This window comes from Streptomyces winkii (assembly GCF_032248595.1).
GTDB classification, from domain to species: domain Bacteria; phylum Actinomycetota; class Actinomycetes; order Streptomycetales; family Streptomycetaceae; genus Streptomyces; species Streptomyces winkii.
In genome coordinates this window covers 416,243-436,831 of record NZ_JASTTH010000004.1, presented here as the reverse complement: position 1 = coordinate 436,831, position 20,589 = coordinate 416,243, and the positions used below count along the sequence as shown (strand labels likewise).

Below are 20,589 nucleotides of genomic sequence, written 5' to 3'. Positions count from 1 at the left end.
CCGTACCGCCGCGGAGCCGCTCGGCCGCCGACGCTCAGCCCGTGATGCTCCAGGAGAACGACTGGTCGGCGGCGGCGACCGCGGCGAGTACGGCGAGGTCGGCGGCGCCCAGCGTCAGCCCGAGGAAGGCCCGGGTCCGGCGCGTCGTGCCGCGCGTCAGGGCGAGCCCCGCGAGCACCAGGGCGCACGGCCCCAGAACGACGTTGAAGACGAGCAGACCCGCCAGGCCCAGCACGAAGGAGGCGACGGCCATTCCGTCCGCGTCACGCACGCGCGCGGAGAGGGCGGTGCGCGTCCGCTCGCCGGACTCGTCCGCCTGGGGCGCCTTCGCGTGCGAAGTACCGGGACGGACAAGGGTGTTCATGGCGTTCACTGGTCAGCTCCCTTGACGTGGTGCTTGCGCTCACGGACGGCGAAGATCAGCAGCCAGGCGCCGATGGCGGCGGCTGCGGCGAGGGTCGCCGGAAGCGGGATGTGCGCCGCGGTTCCCACCAGAAGTCCCAGCAGGAGGAACGCGGCAACGATGAAGAGCATGAGTGGCCTTTCTTCTCGGAGGCCGAGGCAGCGTCTGTGATGCTCTGCCTCACGTCTCAGTGAACAGTTGGGATTACAACTGTTCACTGAGAACAGCGTACCTTGGCACACGACCGCGAACACCTGTTTACTCAATGACATGAGCCACACCCCCGCACCCGAACCGACCGCCCGGGAGGCCCAGAAGGCGAGGACCCGCCGGGCGCTCCTCGACGCGGGGCTGCGGCTGCTGGAGCACCAGAGCCTCAGCAGCCTGGGCCTGCGCGAGGTGACACGCGTCGTCGGGGTGGCCCCGGCGGCCTTCTACCGGCACTTCAAGGACATGAGCGACCTGGGCGTGGCGCTCGTCGAGGAGTCGCTCGGCAGCCTCCACGCGGTCGTGCGCGAGATCCTCTCCGCCCCCGCCGACGAGACCGCGCGCATCGACCGCACGGTCTCCGTCATCGCCCGCTACGTACGCGAACACCCCACGCACATCCGCTTCGTCGTACGCGAGCGCCACGGCGGCGTCCCGGCCGTACGGGCCGCCATAGGCGCCGAGTTGGACCGCTTCGCCGACGAGGTCGCCGGTGCCCTGGCCACGGACGAGGTCTCGGACGGCTGGAGCGCCCAGGACATGCGGATGCTCGGCGAACTCTTCGTCGACCACATGGTGATGACGGCGTCGGCCTTCCTGGACGCCGAGCTCGGCGAGGGCCCGGACGAGAAGAGCGTCGCCCGCACGGCCCGCCGCCAGCTGCTGCTCATCAGCATGGGACGGCGGCACTGGCTGGACGGCTGAGCGGCGGCGAGCGAAGGTGACCTTCGGCGGGGAAGAGGGAGTCGGGCCCCCGCAGCGTCAACTCGGCGGCTTGATGCGGAAAGTCTTCACCGCCATGTCGAAGTACTTCTTGGAAGCGCCCCATTCGGCGTCCGGCGCCGAGAGGTAGAGCGCGTAGTGCCGCTCGCCCTCCTTGCCGAAGCCGAGGTCGATGGCCCGGAAGGGCCGCGCCCGCCCCTGCCAGGTGTACTCCCAGATCGCGGCCCTGCGGCCGTGGTAAGTCGTGGCGTTCATACGGAGGTTGCGGTAGCCCGGCGACTTCTGGCGCACCTCCGGCTCCAGCTTGCGCCAGTGTTGCAGCGGGCTGTTGCCCGCGAAGTCCAGCACGCTGAACTTCAGCCCCGCGAGCCGGGACGGGGAGAGGTAGTCGACCTCCTGCCCGCCGGGCTTCTCCTGCCGCGTCCAGCCGTTCGGCACGTCGACGGAGAAGCCGAGCTTGTCCCTGACGCGGTGATAGCCGTTTGCGACGGGCCCCCGAGGGGGCGGCCCCGCATGGGACGGATCCGCGGAGTGGGAGGCGGGCGGCTTCGCCCCGCCGGGAGCGCCCGGCCCGTCGCCCTGCTGCGCGAGCCACCAGCCACCGCCCGCGGCGGCGGCAGCGGCCACCGCCGCGCCCGCGGCCCAGGCCACGGCACGCGATCCGCGCCGCCGCGGCGAGCCGGACGCCGGGGGCGGCCCGTACGGGGCCCCGGCCCCGGCCCCCGGACCGGGACCCGGACCCTGACCCGGACCCGCCGCAGAGTCCCGCTCCGGGCCCTGCCTCTGCGGGGCCGTACGCTCCCGCTCGTCCCGCGGCCCGTGCTCCCACGTTCCGTGCTCCCGGGCCCCGTCGCCGTCGCTCCACGGCGCATCCGACGGCAGCGACACCGTGCCCGCCGCGCCCGCCAGCCACTCCTCGGCGCGCTCCAGCGTCATCCGCTCGTGCGCGTCCTTCTCCAGCAGCCCCTCGATCAACTCGCCCAGCGCACCGGCCCGTTCCATCGGACGCGGCGGTTCGCTCGCCGTGGCGTACGCCGTCTCGACCCAGGTGCCGCGCCGGAAGGGGGCGACGCCCTCGACGGCCTCGTACAGCGTCGCGCCGAGCGCCCAGGCGTCGGCGGCCGGCCCCGACTCGCCGCCCTGCATCCGCTCCGGAGCCGCGTAGTCGATGGAGCCGACGAACTCGCCGGTGCGGGTGAGCGTCGTCGTGCCGGAGGCGGCCGCGATGCCGAAGTCGGTGAGGACGATGCGCTCCGCGTCCTGTGAGAGCAGTACGTTGGCGGGCTTCACGTCGCGGTGCAGCACCCCGGCGGCGTGCGCGGCACGCAGCGCCGCGGCCATCGCGACCCCCGTACGGGCCGCGGCCTCCGGCGCCAACGGGCCGTCCTCACGCAGCACATCGCTGAGGGAGCGCGAGCGCACGTACTCCATGACGATGCACGGCAGGCCCTCCTCCTCCACCACGTCGTGCACGACGATGACGCCGGGGTGGCTTATCCGGGCCGCGCTGCGCGCCTCGCGGCGCGTGCGCTCGTAGAGGCGTGCCCGGTCGTCGTCGTCCAAGTGCGGTGGCACATGCAGCTTCTTGACCGCGACGCGCCGGTCCAGCAGCGCGTCCTGAGCGAGCCACACCGTCCCCATTCCCCCGCGGCCGAGCTCCCGGGAGAGCCGGTACCTCCCCGCCAGCAGCCGGTCCTCGTCCGTCACCTCGAACTCCCGATCCCCCCGCGTGCACGTGTTCCGAGGTGAACCCTAGCCGCCCGCCCGGCAGTTGTGAGGGTGCGGTGCTCAGTCGGCCGTGCGCTTGGCCCTGCTCGGCTGCACGCGCTTGGGCTCGCCCTTCACCTTGGGGTGCTCGGGAGGGTAGGGCAGGTCGCCGAGGCCGTGCTCGCGCTCGTCCCTGTTGGCCAGCTCCAAGGCGGCGTCCAGGCGGCAGGGGTGCGCGTCCATCTCCGCGTGCACGTCGCCGACTTCGGCGAAGCGCAGCGGCATGGTCACCACGTCGAAGTCGTCGGGCTGCGCGCTGCCCAGCTCTTCCCAGCGCAGCGGCGCGGAGACCGTCGCGCGCTGGTTGGGACGTACGGAGTAGGCGCTGGCGATGGTGCGGTCGCGCGCCGTCTGGTTGTAGTCGACGAAGATGCGGCTGCCGCGCTCCTCCTTCCACCAGGCCGTCGTGACGCGCGACGGGTCGCGGCGCTCCAGCTCCCGTCCGATGGCGATGGCGGCGCGCCGCACCTGCGCGAAGTTCCACTCGGGCTCGATGGGGACGAAGACGTGCAGCCCGCGTCCGCCGGAGGTCTTCGGCCAGCCGCGCAGCCCCAACTCCTCAAGGAGCGGCCGGAGTTGCTCCGCCGCCCGTACCGCGTCCCCGAAGTCCGTGCCCGGCTGCGGATCGAGGTCGATGCGCAGCTCGTCGGGGTGGTCGGTGTCGGCGCGGCGCACCGGCCAGGGGTGGAAGGTCAGACAGCCGAGGTTCGCGGCCCACAGCACCGCGGCCGGCCCCGTCGGGCAGATCTCGTCGGCGTGCCGCCCGCTGGGGAAGCTGATGCGCGCCGTGGGGATCCAGCCGGGAAGGTTCTTGGGCGCCCTCTTCTGGAAGAAGGACTCGCCCCCCACGCCCTCCGGGTAGCGCTCCAGCGTCGTGGGCCGCTCGTGGAGGGCGCGCGCGATGCCGTCCCCGACGGTCACGTAGTACCGGGCGACGTCCAGCTTGGTGAGCCCGCGCTCGGGGAAGTAGACCTTGTCCGGGCTGGACAGCCGCACCTGCTGCCCGCCGACCGTCAGCTCCACCGCCTCACCCATGCCGCCACGCTATGCGGGCGGGGGCCGCGGCGCCTCCCGGCGGACGGTAAAGCTTCGCGGCTCCGCACGGTCGACGCAGAGAACGGGCGTGACCGCTCACGCCCGAATAGAGTGCCGGTCATGGACCTGCCGGTGATGCCGCCCGTCAAGCCGATGCTCGCCCGACTCGCCTCGAAGATCCCGGCGGGCATGCAGTACGAGGCGAAGTGGGACGGCTTCCGCGCCATCGTCTTCCGCGACGGCGACGAGACCGAGATCGGCAGCCGTACGGGCAAGTCGCTCAAGCGCTACTTCCCCGAACTGGTCACGGCGCTGCTCGCGAATCTCCCGGAGCGCTGCGTGGTGGACGGGGAGATCGTCGTCGCCCGGGAGGGCCGGCTCGACTTCGACGCCCTGGGCCAGCGCATCCACCCGGCCGACTCACGGGTGCGGCTGCTCGCACAGGAGACCCCGGCGTCCTTCGTCGCCTTCGACATCCTCGCGCTCGGCGACGACTCCCTCCTGGAGACGCCGCTGGAGGAGCGCCGCGCGATCCTTCAGCGTGCGATGCGGCCCGCGCGGGACCCCGTCTTCGTGGCTCCCGCGACGACCGACATCGACCTGGCCAGGCAGTGGTTCGACGAGTTCGAGGGAGCCGGGCTCGACGGACTCGTCGCCAAGGCCCTCAACCTGCCGTACCGGCCGGACGAACGCCTCATGGTCAAGATCAAGCACGAGCGCACCGCGGACTGCGTGCTCGCCGGGCTCCGCCCCCACAAGAGCGGCGAGGGAGTCGGTTCGCTGCTGCTCGGCCTGTACGACGAGACCGGCACCCTCCAGCACGTCGGCGTCTGCGCCTCCTTCACCATGAACCGTCGCCGCGAGCTGATGGAGGAGCTCGAACCGCTGCGCATGTCCGATCCCGGTGAGCATCCGTGGGCGCGCTGGCAGAGCGAGGACGCCCACATGGAGAGCCGGATGCCGGGTGCGCCGAGCCGCTGGTCCGGCAAGAAGGACCTCTCGTGGGTGCCGCTGCGCCCGGAGCGCGTCTGCGAGGTGGCGTACGACCACATGGAGGGTGACCGCTTCCGGCACACCACGCAGTTCCGGCGCTGGCGCTCCGACCGCGACCCGCGCGGATGCACCTACGCCCAACTCGAAGAGCCCGTCAGCTACGACCTCTCACGCATGCTGACCGAGTCCCCGGAGACCCCCGACTGAGCACCTGAGAAGGGACGACGCCATGGGCCACACGATGTGCTGCGGCAGGCGCCACCGGCGCAGCCACCGCATCCACAACACCCGGCACGACCTCGGACTCCTCGCGCTGCGCCTCGGAACCGGAGGCGTCCTCTTCGCACACGGTACGCAGAAGCTCTTCGGCTGGTTCGGCGGTCACGGCCTGGAGGGCACCGGACGGTTCATGGAACAGCTCGGCTTCCGGCCCGGGCGCAACCACGCCCTCGCCTCCGGTCTCGGTGAGGCCGGAGGCGGGACGCTGCTCGCGCTGGGTCTGGCGACTCCGGGAGCCGGCGCCGCGGTGGCGGCGGCGATGTCGGGCGCCGCCTCCATCCATGTGCCGGCGGGGTTCTTCAACGACAAGGGAGGGCTGGAGTATCCGGCCTTCCTGGGGCTCGCGGGCACGGTCCTCGCGCTCGCGGGGCCGGGCGGCTTCTCTCTGGACCATCTGCTGGGGCACCGGCTCAACCAGCCCTGGATGCCGGTGGTGACGTTCGCCGCCGCGGCGGCCGCGGTGGCGTGCGTCGTCTCCAGGCGGGCGCGCGCCCAGCGCGAGGAGGCGGGGGAGGAGTCTCAGCCCGGCTGACCCGCGGCGCCGGACTGCCCGGGCTCGCCGGCCTCGCCGGCCTCCTCCTCGGGCACCCCCGCGGACTGGCGTACCTCTTCCATGTCCAGGCCGCGCGCCTGGCCGATCAGGTCCTCCAGCGCGGCCTCGGGCAGCGCTCCCGGCTGCGAGAAGACGACGATGCGGTCCCTCACGATCGTCAGCGTGGGGATCGACTGGACCTCGAAGGCCGCGGCGAGCTCCTGCTCGGCCTCGGTGTCCACCTTCGCGAAGGTCAGATCGGAGTGACGCTCGGCAGCCGCCTCGTAGACAGGCGCGAACTGCCGGCACGGACCGCACCAGCCCGCCCAGAAGTCGATCAGCACGAAGCCGTCGTCCGCGACGACCTCGTCGAAGTTGGCCTTGGTGAGCTCCGTGGTGCTCATGTGCTCTCCTGCTGTTGAGGACGGTGTCGGACCGTGGCGGCCCTCAGTGGGCCCGACGGGTGATGCCGGGAGTCTGGGACCGCGTTCCCACCGTCTCACGCGACGTAAACCGCTCGTCCGGCCCCGATGTTCCGCAAGCGCTCTCACCAATCGCGTCCGGAACTCTTGACCGATCCCAGACAATCGCTATGGTCTAGACTAATGGCGAGCGTGAATAACGGGTCCCCCAGCTCGAAGCCGTCAGAACCTCCTCCCACGGCTGGTCCTCGCCGCTGGCGGGGCGTGCCTTCACATCGCCTCCGTGCTCAACGAGGCCGTCCGTAAGGGTGTGCGGCACCCGTGTGCCCTCCCCTCCTCGCCGCTTGCCGGCGGCCCGGACCGTGAAGGAGTTGGCATGCACTTCAAGAGGAAGCTCGCGGCAAGTATCGGGGCGGGGGTCGCGCCTCTGCTCGTCCTCACCCTGCCGGCCTCGCCGGCCAGTGCGCACGGCTACGTCGACTCGCCGCCGAGCAGGCAGGCGCAGTGCGCGGCGGGCACCGTCGAGTGCGGAGACATCAAGTACGAGCCGCAGAGCGTCGAGGGCCCCAAGGGGCTGACGAGTTGCAGCGGCGGCAACCAGAAGTTCGCCGAGCTGGACGACGACAGCAAGGGCTGGGCGGTCACCGACGTCGGCAAGTCGACGAGCTTCAAGTGGCATCTGACGGCTCGCCACTCGACGAGCACATGGCAGTACTTCGTCGGCGGCTCGAAGATCGCGGAGTTCGACGACGGAGGGGCGCAGCCCGGTGAGACGGTCACGCACCAGGTCGACTTCGGCGGCCTGAGCGGCAAGCAGAAGGTGCTCGCCGTGTGGAACATCGCCGATACGGCCAACGCGTTCTACGCCTGCATCGACGTGAACATCGGCGGCTGACGCCGCCGGCCCCTCTTCCCCTCGTCCCACGCGGCGCCGCCGGAGGTGCGACTCCGGCGGCGCCGTCGTGTGCGTGGCCCGCGGCCGGTCGCGGGCGCGTGTCCTGCGGCGTCGCCTCAGCTCGCCCTCCGCGCGACCATGGAAGTGACGCGCGTGGGAGACTCCCCGGCGTAGTTCAAGAGTGAACTACAGGTCGCGCGCCGCAGCGAACGAGAGGGTGAGAGCCGTGCAGTTCGGGATCTTCAGCGTCGGGGACGTGACACCCGATCCCACCGACGGCAGCACGCCGAGCGAGCACGAGCGGATCAAGTCGATGGTCGCCGTCGCGCTGAAGGCGGAAGAGGTGGGGCTCGACGTCTTCGCCACGGGCGAGCACCACAATCCGCCGTTCGTCCCGTCGTCGCCGACGACCATGCTCGGATACATCGCCGCCCGCACCGAGCATCTCGTCCTGTCCACGTCGACGACGCTGATCACCACCAACGACCCGGTGAAGATCGCCGAGGACTTCGCGATGCTCCAGCACCTGGCCGACGGCCGGGTGGACGTGATGATGGGCCGCGGCAACACCGCACCCGTCTATCCGTGGTTCGGGCAGGACATCCGCCAGGGCATCCCGCTGGCCATCGAGAACTACGCGCTGCTGCACGAGCTCTGGCGCAAGGACGTCGTGGACTGGGAGGGCCGCTTCCGCACCCCGCTGCACGGCTTCACCGCCACGCCGCGCCCGCTGGACGGGGTGCCGCCGTTCGTCTGGCACGGCTCCATCCGCAGCCCCGAGATCGCCGAGCAGGCCGCGTACTACGGCGACGGCTTCTTCGCGAACAACATCTTCTGGCCCAAGGAGCACTACATGAAGCTCATCGGGCTCTACCGCGAACGCTTCGCCCACCACGGCCACGGAACCCCGGAGCAGGCGATCGTCGGCCTCGGCGGCCAGGTGTTCATGCGCAGGAACTCCCAGGACGCCGTACGGGAGTTCCGTCCGTACTTCGACAACGCGCCCGTCTACGGACACGGGCCCACGCTGGAGGAGTTCACGGAGCAGACGCCGCTGACAGTGGGCAGTCCGCAGGAGGTCGTCGACAAGACCCTCACCTTCCGCGAGTCCTTCGGCGACTACCAGCGGCAGCTGTTCCTGATGGACCACGCGGGGCTTCCGCTGAAGACCGTGCTGGAGCAGCTGGACATGCTCGGCGAAGAGGTCGTGCCCGTGCTGCGCAAGGAGTTCGCCGCACGCCGGCCCGCCGGAGTTCCGGACGCTCCGACCCACGCGTCGCTGCTCGCGCAGCGCACCTGAGATTGGTCCGGTCCTTTTTTCAGGCAATCCCCGCACGCTCATTGTGAGAGGTGACAGGGGCTGCCATCCTCAACGGGCAGTTACCGGGAAGTATCCCTACCGAGGAGAACCCGTTGAGTAGTACCCACCCCCACACCCCGCCGTCCGCCGGCGAACCGGAGCACCCCACGTCTCCGGACTCCCCGCCCCAGCACAGCAGCCGACGCACGGTACTGCGCGCAGGCGCAGCACTGACGGGCGTCGGACTGGCCGGGGCGGCCCCCAACGCCCGCGCCGCGCAAGCGGATCGGGCCGCACACGCCGCCGCTGCCGCGAGCGGCTATCTCGTCGGCCGGGGCGTCTCCGACGCCACCGGCGAGATAGCCGAGGTCGGCATGATGGGCTACGGCCGCGTCGACCAGCAGGCGCAAGGACTCCATACGCGGCTGCGCGCCCGGGCGTTCGTCTTCGCCGACCGGGAGACGGACGAGCGCGTGCTCCTCGTCGTCGTCGACACCGCCATGATCTTCGAGAGCGTGCACCAGGCGGTGCTCAAGAGACTCGGGGAGAAGTACGGCGACCGCTACACGCACCGCAACGTCATGATCGCCGCCACGCACACCCACTGCGGGCCGGGCGGCTCCTCGCACCATCTGCTCTACGACCTCACCACGCTGGGCTTCCACAAGAAGACCTTCGAGGCCATGACGGACGGGATCACCGAAGCGGCCGTCCGCGCCCACGAGGACCTCGCGCCGTCCGAACTGACCCTCACCCACGCCGAGTTGCGCGGCACCAACGCCAACAGGTCCCGCGAGGCCTTCGAGCGCAACCCCTCGGACCTGCGAGGCCACTTCCCCGACGCCGTCGACACGCAGAGCACCCTGCTGCGCGTCGAGCGCGACGGGCGCGCCGCCGGAGCGGTCAACTGGTTCCCCGTGCACGGCACCAGCATGTCCGGCGACAACAAGCTGATCAGCGCGGACAACAAGGGCTACGCCGCCTACCACTGGGAGCGGGAGGTCGAGGGCGCGGACTATCTCGCGGACGCCGCACCCGACTTCGTCTGCGCGTTCGCGCAGACGAACGCCGGCGACATGTCCCCGAACCTGGATCTGAAGCCGCCGACGACGCCCGCCGACTTCGGGCACACCCGCGAGTCCGGTCTGCGTCAGTACGAGTCCGCCGCCGGCCAACTCGACCAGCGCGGCACGAAGATGACGGGCGGCGTGGACTCCCGGCTCGTCTACATCGACCTCTCCGACGTCACCGTCGAGCCCGAGTACACGGGAGACGGCAAGCAGCACAAGACGGCGAAGCCCGCGATCGGCGCGGCGATGGCGGCCGGAAGCCTCGAGGACGGCCCCGCCTTCCCCGGCTTCGACGAGGGCGAGAACCCCCTGTGGGACACCATCTCGGACTCCGTCATCTACGAGGCGTCGCCCGAACTGCGCGAGGCGCAGGCGCCGAAGGGCATCTTCGTACCCATCGGCGAGATGAACGCGATCTATCCGTGGGTGCAGGAGCAGGTGCCCGTACAGCTGCTGCGCATCGGGCAGTTGTACCTGATCGGCGTCCCCGGGGAGGTCACCGTGTGCGCCGGGCTGCGGCTGCGCCGCACCGTCGCGGAGACCGTCGGCGCGGACCTGCGGGACGTACTCGTCGCGGGCTACGCCAACTCCTACTTCCACTACCTCACCACGCCGGAGGAGTACGACTCGCAGCAGTACGAGGGCGGCAGCACCCTCTTCGGGCGATGGCAGCTGCCCGCGATCCAGCAGACGGCGGCGCGGCTCGCGCGCGCGATGCGCGACGGGGAGAGCCTGCCGATCGGACCCGTCGCCCCGGACATCTCCGGCAAGACGATCTCGCTCCAGCCGCCGATCGTGCTCGACGCACCGCCGCTGTCGCACGAGTTCGGCGACGTGCTCACGGCGCCGCGCGCCAACTACCGGGCAGGGGAGCGGGTCACGGTGGTCTTCGCGGGCGCCCACCCCGGCAACGTGCTGCACAGGGGCGGGACTTATCTGCGCGTGGAGCAGCGGAAGGACGGAGGATGGCGCACCGTCGCGGACGACGGCGACTGGTCGACGACCTTCCACTGGGAGCGGTACGGCGTCGCCGCCTCGAAGGTGACGGTCACCTGGGACATCCCCAAGGGGACGGACTCGGGCGAGTACCGCATCGCCTACGAGGGCGACGCCAAGCCGGTCGCGGGCGACCCGAAGGCCATCTCCGGCACCAGTCCCGGTTTCACCGTGAGCGGCTGACGGGCCGCCCGCCGGAGCGGCTTACTCACCCGGCCGCTCGTGCGAGCGGCTTCTGCCCGGGTCGCCCGTCGGGGGCGGGCGACCCGGGCAGCGCTTGCCGTACTTGCTGTGTGTGACTACTGCTGCTGCTGTTCCTGCTGTCCGGCCTGGTCACCGGCCCCGGCACCGCCGTCGCCGATCGTCGCGCCGGTCGCCTCCAGCGCCGCGGTCACCGGCTGGAAGAAGGTCTCGCCGCCCTGCGTGCAGTCGCCGCTGCCGCCGGAGGTCAGGCCGACTGCCTTGTCCTCGGAGAACATCGCGCCGCCGCTGTCGCCGGGTTCGGCGCAGACGTTCGTCTGGATCATGCCGTTGACGACGTCGCCGCCGCCGTAGTCGACCGTGGCGTCCAGGCCCGTGACCTCGCCGTCGGTGACGCCGGTCGTGCTGCCGCTGCGCTGCACCTGCATGCCCACGGCCGCCTCGGCGGCTCCGGTGATCTCCTGCGTGCCGCCCTGGCCCTCGCCCAGCGGGTCGAGGTTCACGGCGCTGGTCGCCTCGGCCTGCGCGTCGTCGAGGGTGGCGATCGCGAAGTCGGTCTCCGGGAACTTCGAGTCCTGGATCGTGCCGAGCGCGTTGGCGCCGCCCTCGTCGGAGGTCCAGTTCTTCGCCTCGTTGCCGCAGTGGCCCGCCGTCAGGAAGCCGGGCGCGCCGTCCACCTGGACGTTGAAGCCGAGGGAACAGCGGACGCCTCCGGCGAAGATGGCGTCGCCGCCGAGCACGCCTTCCGCGGCGGCCTGGCTGCCGTCGCCGGCGGCCGCGCCCTCGTCGCCCTGGCCCGCGCCGTTGCCGTTGCCGGCGCCTTCGGCACCCTGGCCGGCGCCGTTGCCCGCGCCGTTGCCCTCTTCCATGGCGCCCGCGCCGCCGTTGCCGTGGAACCGCTTGAACTCGCCGCCGGTCCGCTTCAGCGTCATCATGCCGCTCATGCTGTCGGCGGTCTTCTTCAGCGAGGCCCACTCCTGGCTGTCGACGGTGCTGTCGGCGAGCACGGAGACCTTGTTGGTACGCGGGTCCACGGACCAGGCCGAACCTTTCACCGAAGCGCCGTTCGCCAGCGTGTCGCTGGCCTTCTTCAGCTCCGCCTTGGAGTTCTGGACCATTCTGGCCTGGGCGCCGCTCTCCTGGACGCGCTGCGCGGTCTCCTCGTCGAGTACGTTCATGACCAGGCGTTTCGCCTTGCTGTCGATGAACCAGCCCGCCGTACTCGATCCGTTCTCGTCCGCGAGTTTCGTGCCCATCGCGGCGGCTGCCTTTGCGCTCATCGTGCGCGGACCCGGCTGCGCCTGCTGCCCCGCGTTCGCGTACGGCAGCATGATCGCGGCCGTCGCCAGTGCCGCTGTGCCCGCGCCGGCTATCACATACGCCCGCTTGCTGTCCTTGCGTCGATGGCTCAACTCACTGACCTCCCTGGATGGTGGACCGGCGCCTTGTTGCCGGCTCGGCGCAGTGGCACGCCATGGTGCTCCACAGGTACTCGCTCGCTTTGTTTCGTAGTTGAGACCGCTCAATGTCCGTGAGTTTCCCCCGCCGTTGTCCGGGAGGCGGTAGGGTCAGCGGGTTCCAGCGGGAACGGGCGGGCAGCCACCGGACCGCACGGGGGAGCGTCGCATCACACGCCACCACGCCTGAACTGCCCCTTTTGCAGGGCTTCTTGGTAATCGGGGGGCAGGCGAGACCAGTGATGTACCGGGGAGTACCGTGCTGTCCTCGCACGACATCCGCTCTGCATCACTTCTTCATCCTCAGAGGGAGACCATGACTGCTATACGCCAGAGATGGCACCGCTCCGCCGCCGTCGCCACCGGTGCTGCCGCCCTTGTCGGCACAGGGATGTTCGTCGCCTCGCCGGCCTCGGCCCACGTGCCGGGCTGGAACGTGGACTGCTACTCCACGAGCATCCACCTCGAGAACTACAACGAGCAGGCCAAGAACACCATCACGATCACCGCGGGCGAGAAGACCCTGGTGAACGAGGAGTTCGGCAGGACCTTCGACAAGAAGGTGAAGCTGCCCAAGCACACGTCGCCGCTCGACGTGCACCTGGTCATCAAGGCCGGTGACGACGACAAGTTCTCCCGCGACGAGCACAAGATGTCGCCCGTGTGCGAGGAGTCCCCCTCGCCCTCGTCGCCCGCTCCCTCGCCCAGCGAGTCCAGCAGCGAAGCCCCGGCGCCGTCCGAGAAGCCCAGCACCGCTCCCAACGGCGGAGGCGACGACCTCGCCGAGACCGGTGCCTCCAGCGCCACCCCGATGATCGCCGGCGCCGCCGGTGTCGTCCTCGTCGCGGGCGCGGGCCTGGTCGTGGTCGCGCGCAAGCGCCGCTCCGCGCAGGACTGAGCCTCACCAGCACGCTCTTCGAAGCACGGCACGAAGGGGCCCGGCAGCCGAACGACGGCTGCCGGGCCCTCGTAGCGTGTGCCGCACCTCCCGCACCTCGCCGGACAGTCCAGCAGCACGGGCCCCAGGCCGCCGCCCGACGTCAGCAGCGCTCGAACACCGCGGCCAGCCCCTGCCCGCCGCCGATGCACATCGTCTCCAGGCCGTACCGCGCCTGTGTGCGGTGCATGTGGTGCGCCAGCGTCGTGAGGATGCGCGCACCCGTCGCACCGACCGGGTGGCCCAGCGAGATGCCGGAGCCGCAGACGTTGATCCGCTCCTCGTGGTCCTGCTCCGTCAGTCCCAACTCACGTGTGCAGGCAAGGACTTGAGCGGCGAAGGCCTCGTTCAGCTCGATCAGGTCCACGTCCCGCGCCGAGAGCTCCGCGCGCTCCAGCGCCGCCCTGGTCGCGCCCACCGGGCCGATCCCCATCGTTTTCGCCGGAACGCCCGTACGTGCGAAGGAGACCAGCCGCAACAGCGGCCGCACGCCGAGGCGTTCGGCCGTGGCGGCGGTGGTGACGAGGCATGCGGCGGCGGCGTCGTTCTGCCCGCTGGCGTTGCCCGCGGTCACCGTCGCCTCGGGGTCCGCCTTGCCCATCACCGGGCGCAGCGCGGCCAGTTGCTCCGCCGTCGTCTCCGGCCGCGGATGCTCGTCCACGGAGACGGTGCTCTCACCCTTGCGTCCCCGCACCGTGACCGGGACGATCTCCTCCGCGAACCACCCCTCCTCCATCGCGCGGGCGGCACGCTGCTGCGAGCGCAGCGCCAGGGCGTCCTGGTCGGCTCGGGAGACGCCGTACTCGCGGCGCAGGTTCTCGGCCGTCTCGATCATGCCGCCCGGCACCGGGTGGTGCTCGCCGCCCGCGGTGACCCGGCCGCGCGCGAGGGCGTCGTGCAGCTGGAGCCCGGGACCCTTGATGCCCCACCGGCCCTCGTGCGTGTAGTACGGCGCCGCGCTCATCACGTCGACGCCGCCCGCGATCACGACCTCGCTGAAGCCCGCCTGTATCTGCATGGCCGCGTCGAGCACCGCTTGGAGGCCCGAGCCGCAGCGCCGGTCGATCTGGATGCCGGTGACCGACTCCGGCAGGCCCGCGTCGAGCGCGGCGACCCGTCCGATGGCCGGGGCCTCTGCGCTGGGGTATGCGTGGCCGAGGATGACCTCGTCGACCCGCGAGCCGTCGATGCCGCTGCGCGCGACGACTTCGGAGATGACGTGTGCCGCCAGCGCGGCAGGCCGCTGGCCCGCCAGGGCACCTCCGAAGCGCCCGATCGGTGTGCGCAGCGGATGGCAGACGACGACGTCGGAACGAGCCGGGACGGGGGCTGACATGGGGTGTGGCCTTCCTGGCTGGAGGTGGCGGTCTGGTCGTGGCGCGCAATCTGTGCAGGGCGGTCGGGGTGCGGACGGGCTGACGCTCGCGTACGACCCTTCCACCGCGCACTTTTCCGGTCCAATATCCGATTCGCCTCGCACTGATATGCAGGCGTACTCAATCGCCGCCGCCGTCCCCGCCGTTGTCGTTGTCGCTGCCGCTGTCTCCGCCCTCCCCGGGGTGGGGCAGCGTCTCCGCCGCGACGTCCAGGACGCTGCGCAGCGCCGCCGACGGGTTGTCCGTGCGCCATGCGAGCGCCGACTCCAGTACGACGGGCGGCCCGGCGAGCGGCCGGTAGACCAGCCCGGTCTGCTGGACGTGCATGCAGGAGGTGAGCGTGAGCGTCACCCCGACTCCCATCGCCACGAGCGCCAGGATCGTGTACGAGTCGGGGGCCTCCTGCACGATCCGCGGATGGAAGCCGTTCTGCGCGCACGTGTCGAGCGTGACGTCCCGCAGGCTCGACCCGGTGCGGTCCGGGAAGCTGACGAACGGCTCCTCGGCAAGGTCCGCCACGGCGATCCGGCCGTGCCGCGCGAGCCGGTGGTCCGAGGGCAGGGCGCACACCAGCTCCTCCTCGGCGATCACCCGGTGTTCGACGCCCGGCCGGTTCACCGGAAGCCGCACGAAGCCCAGATCGAGGGTGCCGTCGGCGACCCGCGTCAGCGCGTGGTTGGCATAGGTCTGGCCGAGCATGACGAGCTCGATGCCGGGGTGCGCCGACCGTACGGCACGGGTGAGCCGGGGAAGGGTCGCGTGGCTGGAAGCACCGGCGAAGCCGACGCTGACGCGCCCGTACTCACCGCGGCCGGCCGCCTTGGCGACGCGGGTGGCGATGTCGATGTCGGCCAGGACGGTGCGGACCGGCTTGAGGAAGGCCTCACCGGCGCTGGTCAGCCGCACCGAGCGCGTGCTCCGCTCGAAGAGCTGCACGCCCAGCTCCCGCTCCAGCTGCCGGATCTGCTGGCTCAGGGGCGGCTGCGCCATCTGGAGCCGCTTGGCGGCGCGGCCGAAGTGCAGCTCCTCGGCGACGGCGACGAAGGAGGAGAGATAGCGCAGTTCCACGTCGGGCACGGCCCCTCGGTCAGTTATCAGTCTCGCGTCTCAAACTGACCTTAATTCGGTATTGGACGCCAATCAATGGAGGGTGGGAGCGTGGTCCCGGACCCTGCCGATGCCCGCCGCCCCGCCGCCCCGCCGCCGCCCTGCCGAACCTGCCGGTTCGTGCCGTGAAGAGCCCCGCCGAGCCCCGCCGAGGAGATGTGGAGATGTCCGTGGAGACCGCGACCGACAAGACGACGACGATGCGGGAGGCCGTCGGCACCTACGTACGCGACGGCGACACCGTCTCCCTCGAAGGCTTCACGCACCTCATACCGACCGCCGCCGGTCACGAGATCATCCGCCAGGGCCGCCGCGACCTGACCGTCGTCCGCATGACCGCCGACATCGTCGTGGACCAGATGCTCGCGGCAGGGTGCGTCTCGCGGCTCGTCTCCTCCTTCGTCGGCAACTCCTCCGCGGGCTCGCTGGGCGAGCTGCGCCGCCGCGTGGAGCGCGCGGACCCCGAGCCCCTCGCCTTCGAGGAGTACAGCCACTACGGGATGATCTGCCGCTACATGGCCGGAGCACAGCGGCTGCCCTTCTACCCGCTGCGCAGCTACGGCGGCAGCGACCTGCCGGGCGTCAACCCGGCGCTGCGCAAGGTCACTTCGCCCTATCCGGGCCCGGACGGCGAGACCGAGGAGATCTACGTCGTGCCGCCCGTCAACCCGGACGTGACGATCGTGCACGCGCAGCGCGCCGACCGCTCCGGGAACACCCAGATCTGGGGCCTGACCGGCGTACAGGCCGAGGCCGTCTACGCCGCGCGCAAGGCGGTCGTCGTCGTGGAGGAGATCGTCGAGGACGACGTCGTACGCTCCGACCCGAACCGCACGCTCATCCCGGCACACGCCGTGGACGCCGTCGTCGTCTGCCCCCGCGGCGCACACCCCTCCTTCGCGCAGGGCTACTACGACCGCGACAACGCCTTCTACCGCTCCTGGTCGGCGATCAGCAAGGACAAGGAGCGGCTGACCGCCTGGCTGGCGGAGTGGGTGCACGGGACCCGGGACCACGCCGAGTACGTCGACAAGCTCGGCGAGGAGTTCTGGGACGGGCTCGCCGTCGGCGAGGCGATGAGCCGGCCCGTCAACTACGGGCGGCGCCTGTGACCGCCCGCCCGCCCCTCCCGTCCGCAGCCCCGAGTGCATGGAAGTGAGCCGCAGATGACCGCAGGAACCACCAGCGCCGTGACCTCCTCCGAGCTGCTCTCCGTCGTCGCCTCCCGCGAACTGGCGGGCAGGCGCGCGGTGTTCGCAGGAATCGGGCTGCCCACGCTGGCAGCCTCGCTCGCGCATCTCACCGTCGCGCCCGAGCTGGAGATCGTCTACGAGTCCGGCGTGTGCGGCGCCCACCCCTCGCACCTCCCCGAGACGATCGCGGACGCCGTGCTCATCACCGGCGCGGAAGCGGTGATCCCGATGCCCACGCTGTTCGGCTCCGTACTCCAGGGCGGCCACATCGACGTCGGCTTCCTCGGCGCCGCGCAGATCGACAAGTGGGGCAACCTCAACTCGTCCGTCATCGGCGACTGGCACCACCCCAGGACGCGGCTGCCGGGTTCGGGCGGCGCGAACGAGGTCATGGCCAACTCCGCCGAGGTGTTCGTCGTCATGCGCCGGCACGATCCGCGCTCCTTCACCGAAGAGCTCGACTTCTGCACCTCGCCCGGCCCGGACCGCGCCCTCGCCGACGGCATCCGTCCCCTGGGAGCCGGAGTCACGCGCGTCATCACGGAGTTGGGCATCCTCGCCCGCGAAGGCGTGGGCGAGGAGCTGAAGCTGGCCGCCCTGCACCCGGGCGTGACGGCCGAGGACGCGATCGCCGGCACCGGCTGGGACCTCCGGGTGGCGGACGGCCTGAGCGTGATCGACCCGCCCACGGACGCCGAACTCGCCCTGCTGCGCGAGGATGTGGACCCCGAGCGGGTCTATCTGCGCTGAGAACGGGAGGGACCGACCTGGACCGGCTGGACGGTGGACCGGCCGGACGGAACCCTGCGGCAGGGCACGCGGCAGCACGGGCGCGCTGCGGCGCGGCGCCCCGGGGGAGCGAAGGCGGGAGAAGAGATGCGCATCAGAGTCGTCGGCACGGGCGTCATGGGACGCGGCATCGCCCAATGGGCCGCCACAGCCGGGCACACCGTCGAACTCGCCGACGTACGGCAGGAGTCGGTGACCGAAGCCGTCGGTTTCGTGACCGGCATGCTGGAGCGGGCCGTGGAGAAGGGACGGATGAGCCGGTCGGACGCCGACGCCGCCCGAGAGCGGCTGCTGCCGCTCTCCTCGCCCTTCGCCGCGCCGGACGACGCCGGGACCGCCCCCGCGCTCGTCATCGAGGCCGTGCGCGAGGACCTGGAGACCAAGGCCGGTGTGTTCGCCGAACTCGCGAAGGTGCTGCCAGAGACCACCGTCTTCGCCACCAACACCTCGTCCCTCTCCGTCACCGCGATCGGCGCACGGCTGGCCGGCGCGGCCGATCCGTCCCGCCTCGCAGGCCTCCACTTCTTCAACCCCGTACCGCTGATGAAGATCGCGGAGGTCGTCCCCGGCGCGGCGACCCGCGAGGACGTCCCCGCGTTCCTCACCGGCTTCGTCGAGGGCTGCGGGCACCGCGCGGTGACCGTCGCGGACACCCCCGGGTTCCTCGTGAACCACGCGGGACGCGGGCTCGTCACCGAGGCGCTGGCGCTGCTGGAGGAGTCCGTGGCCCCGCCCGGCGACCTCGACGCGGTCGCCCGCGACGTGCTCGGCCTGCGCATGGGCCCGTTCGAGCTCATGGACCTCACCGGCCTCGACGTCACCGCGTCCGTGATCGACACCATCTGGCGGGGCTTCCGCCACTCCGACCGGCTGCGGCCCTCGTACCTGACCGCGAACCGCGTCACCGCGGGGCTGTACGGGCGCAAGAGCGGGCGCGGCTTCTATCCGTACGGCCCCGACGCGCCCGGCGACGCCGCCGCGCCCACCCCGGCACCCGGGGGCGGCGACGCCACGCGCGCCGTGACCGTCGTCGGCGAAGGGCCGGACGCGGAGACGGTACGAGGCCTCCTCGGCAGCCGTACCGAACCCGGCGCAGGAGAGGGCCGGCAGGGCTCGGGCCCCGAGCCCGTGCTGCTCGTCCCCACATGGGGCGGCACCGTGGCCGGCGCGGTCGCCGAGCACGGCCTGCCCGCGGACCGCACGCTCGGCATCGACCCGCTGTCGGCGGACGGCGCACGCCGCGTGCTCGCGGTGACACCGGCCACCGGTGCCGGAGCCGTACGGGACGCGGCGGCCGTCCTCGGCGCCGGCGGCGCGCAGATCACGGTCGTACGGGACACCGCGGGCTCCGTCGCACAGCGCCTGCTCGCCTCCATCGTCTCCGTCGCGGCCTCCATCGCCGAACGCCACATCGCCGCACCCGGCGACATCGACGTGGCGGTCACCGCGGGCCTCGGCTACCCGTACGGGCCGCTCGCCTGGGGCGAACGCATCGGCGCGGCACGGATGCTCGGCCTGCAACGCGCTCTGCTCGACGCCACGGGCGATCCCCGCTACCGGCCCACGCGGTGGGTCACGGAACGCGCGCAGCTGGGGATGCCGCTGACCGCCCCCGACGCACCGCTCGGCGCACACGAACAGCACCCCCAGCACTCCCAGGAGAACTCCCCATGACCAGCCGGGACTTCACGGGCCGGAGCCGGGACTTCGGCCTCACCGAGACCCAGCGCGACATCCGCGCCATGGCGGCGGACTTCGTCGACGCCGAGATCGCACCCCACGCCCGCGAATGGGACCGCGCCGAACGTGTCGACCCGGGCATTCCCAAGCGCCTCGGCGAACTGGGCTTCCTGGGGCTGACCGTGCCCGAGCGGTACGGCGGCACAGAGGCGGACCTGCTCTCGTACGTCCTCGCCACCGAGGAGCTGGGCCGGGGCGACTCCGCGGTGCGCGGCATCGTCTCCGTCTCCCTCGGCCTGGTCACGAAGACCATCGCGGCGCACGGCACCGAGGCCCAACGCGAGGAGTGGATACCGAGACTGGTCCGCGGCGACGCACTGGGCTGCTTCGCGCTGACCGAGCCCGGCACCGGCTCCGACGCCGGATCGCTGAGCACCCGGGCCACCCGCGACGGCGGCGACTGGGTCCTCGACGGCAGCAAGATGTTCATCACCAACGGCACCGTCGCCGACGTCGCGCTGACCTTCGCCCGTACGAGCGAGAGCGGCGTCACCGCGTTCCTCGTGCCCACGGACACCCCCGGCCTGACCGCCACGGAGATCCACGGCAAGCTCGGCCTGCGCGGACAGGCCACGGCCGAAATCACCCTCGACGGCGTGCGCGTACCCGACTCCGCCCGGCTCGGCGCGGCCGGCCGCGGGCTCGGCATCGCGCTCGGGGCGCTCTCCCGCGGCCGCATCTCCGTGGCCGCGGGCGCCGTCGGCCTCGCCCAGGGCGCGCTCGACGCGGCGGTCGAATACGCCACGCAGCGCGAGCAGTTTGGCAGGCCCCTCGCCTCGTTCCAGCTGGTCCAGGAGCTGCTGGCCGACTCCGAGGTCGACGTGCGGGCGGCCAGGCTGCTCACCCACCACGTGGCGAGGATGGCCGACGCGGGCGCCTCGCCGAAGGAGTACGCGACGGACGCGTCCGTCGCCAAATACCACGCGAGCGAGGCCGCCGTGCGGGTCAGCAACAACTGCCTTCAGACCTTCGGCGGTTACGGCTTCATAGACGAGTACCCAGTCGGCAAATACCTGCGAGACGCCCGCGTGCTCACCCTCTACGAGGGCACAAGCCAGGTACAGAAGCTGATCATCGGCCGCGCCCTGACCGGTGTGGACGCCATGACGTGACGACGACGGCCCGCGCGACGCGGGGATCGCCGGCGTGACGGGGCGTTCGGCCGGA

At 71.6% G+C, this 20,589-nt stretch carries 19 protein-coding genes; 11 read left to right on the top strand and 8 right to left on the bottom strand.

Annotation, left to right across the window (positions count from 1 at the left end; genetic code table 11):
* Nucleotides 1-34: 34 nt before the first annotated feature.
* Entirely contained in the window at nucleotides 35-364 is a 330-nt protein-coding gene (locus QQM67_RS14055; RefSeq protein WP_399066792.1) for a hypothetical protein, read from the bottom strand.
* Between the two features lie 5 nt (nucleotides 365-369).
* The gene (locus tag QQM67_RS14050; protein ID WP_314174139.1) at nucleotides 370-534 is read right to left on the bottom strand and encodes a hypothetical protein; all 165 of its coding nucleotides are present in this window, start codon (nucleotides 532-534) and stop codon (nucleotides 370-372) included.
* A 139-nt stretch (nucleotides 535-673) separates the two neighbouring features.
* Between QQM67_RS14050 and QQM67_RS14045 the strand changes: the two genes are divergently transcribed.
* Nucleotides 674-1,315: a TetR family transcriptional regulator gene (locus QQM67_RS14045; protein WP_314174138.1), complete on the top strand. Its 642-nt coding sequence runs from the start codon at nucleotides 674-676 to the stop codon at nucleotides 1,313-1,315.
* A gap of 57 nt (nucleotides 1,316-1,372) precedes the next feature.
* Here QQM67_RS14045 and QQM67_RS14040 read toward each other — a convergent pair whose 3' ends face one another.
* Both QQM67_RS14040 and ligD read right to left on the bottom strand, forming a co-directional pair.
* A complete protein-coding gene (locus QQM67_RS14040) occupies nucleotides 1,373-3,040 on the bottom strand; it encodes a serine/threonine-protein kinase (RefSeq protein WP_314174137.1) in 1,668 nt (555 codons plus the stop codon).
* Between the two features lie 81 nt (nucleotides 3,041-3,121).
* Nucleotides 3,122-4,135 (bottom strand): non-homologous end-joining DNA ligase, encoded by a 1,014-nt coding sequence (gene ligD, locus QQM67_RS14035; protein ID WP_314174136.1) that lies wholly within the window; start codon nucleotides 4,133-4,135, stop codon nucleotides 3,122-3,124.
* A 120-nt stretch (nucleotides 4,136-4,255) separates the two neighbouring features.
* Here ligD and QQM67_RS14030 point away from each other — a divergent pair, with 120 nt between their 5' ends.
* Together QQM67_RS14030 and QQM67_RS14025 are read left to right on the top strand one after the other, a co-directional pair.
* The gene (locus QQM67_RS14030) at nucleotides 4,256-5,335 is read left to right on the top strand and encodes an ATP-dependent DNA ligase (protein ID WP_314174135.1); all 1,080 of its coding nucleotides are present in this window, start codon (nucleotides 4,256-4,258) and stop codon (nucleotides 5,333-5,335) included.
* A gap of 22 nt (nucleotides 5,336-5,357) precedes the next feature.
* Nucleotides 5,358-5,939, top strand: coding sequence for a DoxX family protein (locus QQM67_RS14025; RefSeq protein WP_314174134.1), 582 nt, complete (start codon nucleotides 5,358-5,360; stop codon nucleotides 5,937-5,939).
* Here the strand turns inward: QQM67_RS14025 and trxA are convergent.
* The gene (gene trxA, locus QQM67_RS14020; protein WP_314174133.1) at nucleotides 5,927-6,343 is read right to left on the bottom strand and encodes a thioredoxin; all 417 of its coding nucleotides are present in this window, start codon (nucleotides 6,341-6,343) and stop codon (nucleotides 5,927-5,929) included. The two genes, QQM67_RS14025 and trxA, sit on opposite strands and share 13 nt — an antisense overlap.
* A gap of 394 nt (nucleotides 6,344-6,737) precedes the next feature.
* On the opposite strand from trxA, the gene QQM67_RS14015 reads away from it, so the two are divergent.
* The 3 genes from QQM67_RS14015 (at nucleotide 6,738) to QQM67_RS14005 (ending at nucleotide 10,805) form a co-directional block, all read left to right on the top strand.
* Complete coding sequence (locus QQM67_RS14015) at nucleotides 6,738-7,256, top strand: lytic polysaccharide monooxygenase auxiliary activity family 9 protein (RefSeq protein WP_314174132.1); 519 nt, start codon at nucleotides 6,738-6,740, stop codon at nucleotides 7,254-7,256.
* A 226-nt stretch (nucleotides 7,257-7,482) separates the two neighbouring features.
* Entirely contained in the window at nucleotides 7,483-8,556 is a 1,074-nt protein-coding gene (locus QQM67_RS14010; RefSeq protein ID WP_314174131.1) for an LLM class flavin-dependent oxidoreductase, read from the top strand.
* 113 nt (nucleotides 8,557-8,669) lie between these two features.
* Entirely contained in the window at nucleotides 8,670-10,805 is a 2,136-nt protein-coding gene (locus tag QQM67_RS14005) for a neutral/alkaline ceramidase (protein ID WP_314174130.1), read from the top strand.
* 116 nt (nucleotides 10,806-10,921) lie between these two features.
* Here the strand turns inward: QQM67_RS14005 and QQM67_RS14000 are convergent, their stop codons facing one another.
* Entirely contained in the window at nucleotides 10,922-12,235 is a 1,314-nt protein-coding gene (locus tag QQM67_RS14000) for a S1 family peptidase (protein WP_314174128.1), read from the bottom strand.
* Nucleotides 12,236-12,596: 361 nt separating this feature from the next.
* Here QQM67_RS14000 and QQM67_RS13995 point away from each other — a divergent pair, with 361 nt between their 5' ends.
* Nucleotides 12,597-13,178: an LAETG motif-containing sortase-dependent surface protein gene (locus QQM67_RS13995; protein WP_314174127.1), complete on the top strand. Its 582-nt coding sequence runs from the start codon at nucleotides 12,597-12,599 to the stop codon at nucleotides 13,176-13,178.
* A 142-nt stretch (nucleotides 13,179-13,320) separates the two neighbouring features.
* On the opposite strand, the gene QQM67_RS13990 is transcribed toward QQM67_RS13995, so the two are convergent.
* Entirely contained in the window at nucleotides 13,321-14,553 is a 1,233-nt protein-coding gene (locus QQM67_RS13990) for an acetyl-CoA C-acetyltransferase (RefSeq protein WP_314174126.1), read from the bottom strand.
* A gap of 160 nt (nucleotides 14,554-14,713) precedes the next feature.
* Complete coding sequence (locus QQM67_RS13985; RefSeq protein WP_314174478.1) at nucleotides 14,714-15,661, bottom strand: LysR family transcriptional regulator; 948 nt, start codon at nucleotides 15,659-15,661, stop codon at nucleotides 14,714-14,716.
* Nucleotides 15,662-15,864: 203 nt separating this feature from the next.
* Here QQM67_RS13985 and QQM67_RS13980 point away from each other — a divergent pair, with 203 nt between their 5' ends.
* From QQM67_RS13980 to QQM67_RS13965, 4 genes are all read left to right on the top strand, one after another.
* The gene (locus QQM67_RS13980; protein WP_314174125.1) at nucleotides 15,865-16,812 is read left to right on the top strand and encodes a CoA transferase subunit A; all 948 of its coding nucleotides are present in this window, start codon (nucleotides 15,865-15,867) and stop codon (nucleotides 16,810-16,812) included.
* A gap of 54 nt (nucleotides 16,813-16,866) precedes the next feature.
* Complete coding sequence (locus QQM67_RS13975; protein WP_314174124.1) at nucleotides 16,867-17,643, top strand: CoA-transferase subunit beta; 777 nt, start codon at nucleotides 16,867-16,869, stop codon at nucleotides 17,641-17,643.
* A 126-nt stretch (nucleotides 17,644-17,769) separates the two neighbouring features.
* The gene (locus QQM67_RS13970; protein ID WP_314174123.1) at nucleotides 17,770-19,356 is read left to right on the top strand and encodes a 3-hydroxyacyl-CoA dehydrogenase NAD-binding domain-containing protein; all 1,587 of its coding nucleotides are present in this window, start codon (nucleotides 17,770-17,772) and stop codon (nucleotides 19,354-19,356) included.
* Nucleotides 19,353-20,534 (top strand): acyl-CoA dehydrogenase family protein, encoded by a 1,182-nt coding sequence (locus tag QQM67_RS13965; protein ID WP_314174122.1) that lies wholly within the window; start codon nucleotides 19,353-19,355, stop codon nucleotides 20,532-20,534. The genes QQM67_RS13970 and QQM67_RS13965 overlap by 4 nt, the downstream gene beginning before the upstream one ends.
* The last annotated feature ends 55 nt before the right edge of the window (nucleotides 20,535-20,589 follow it).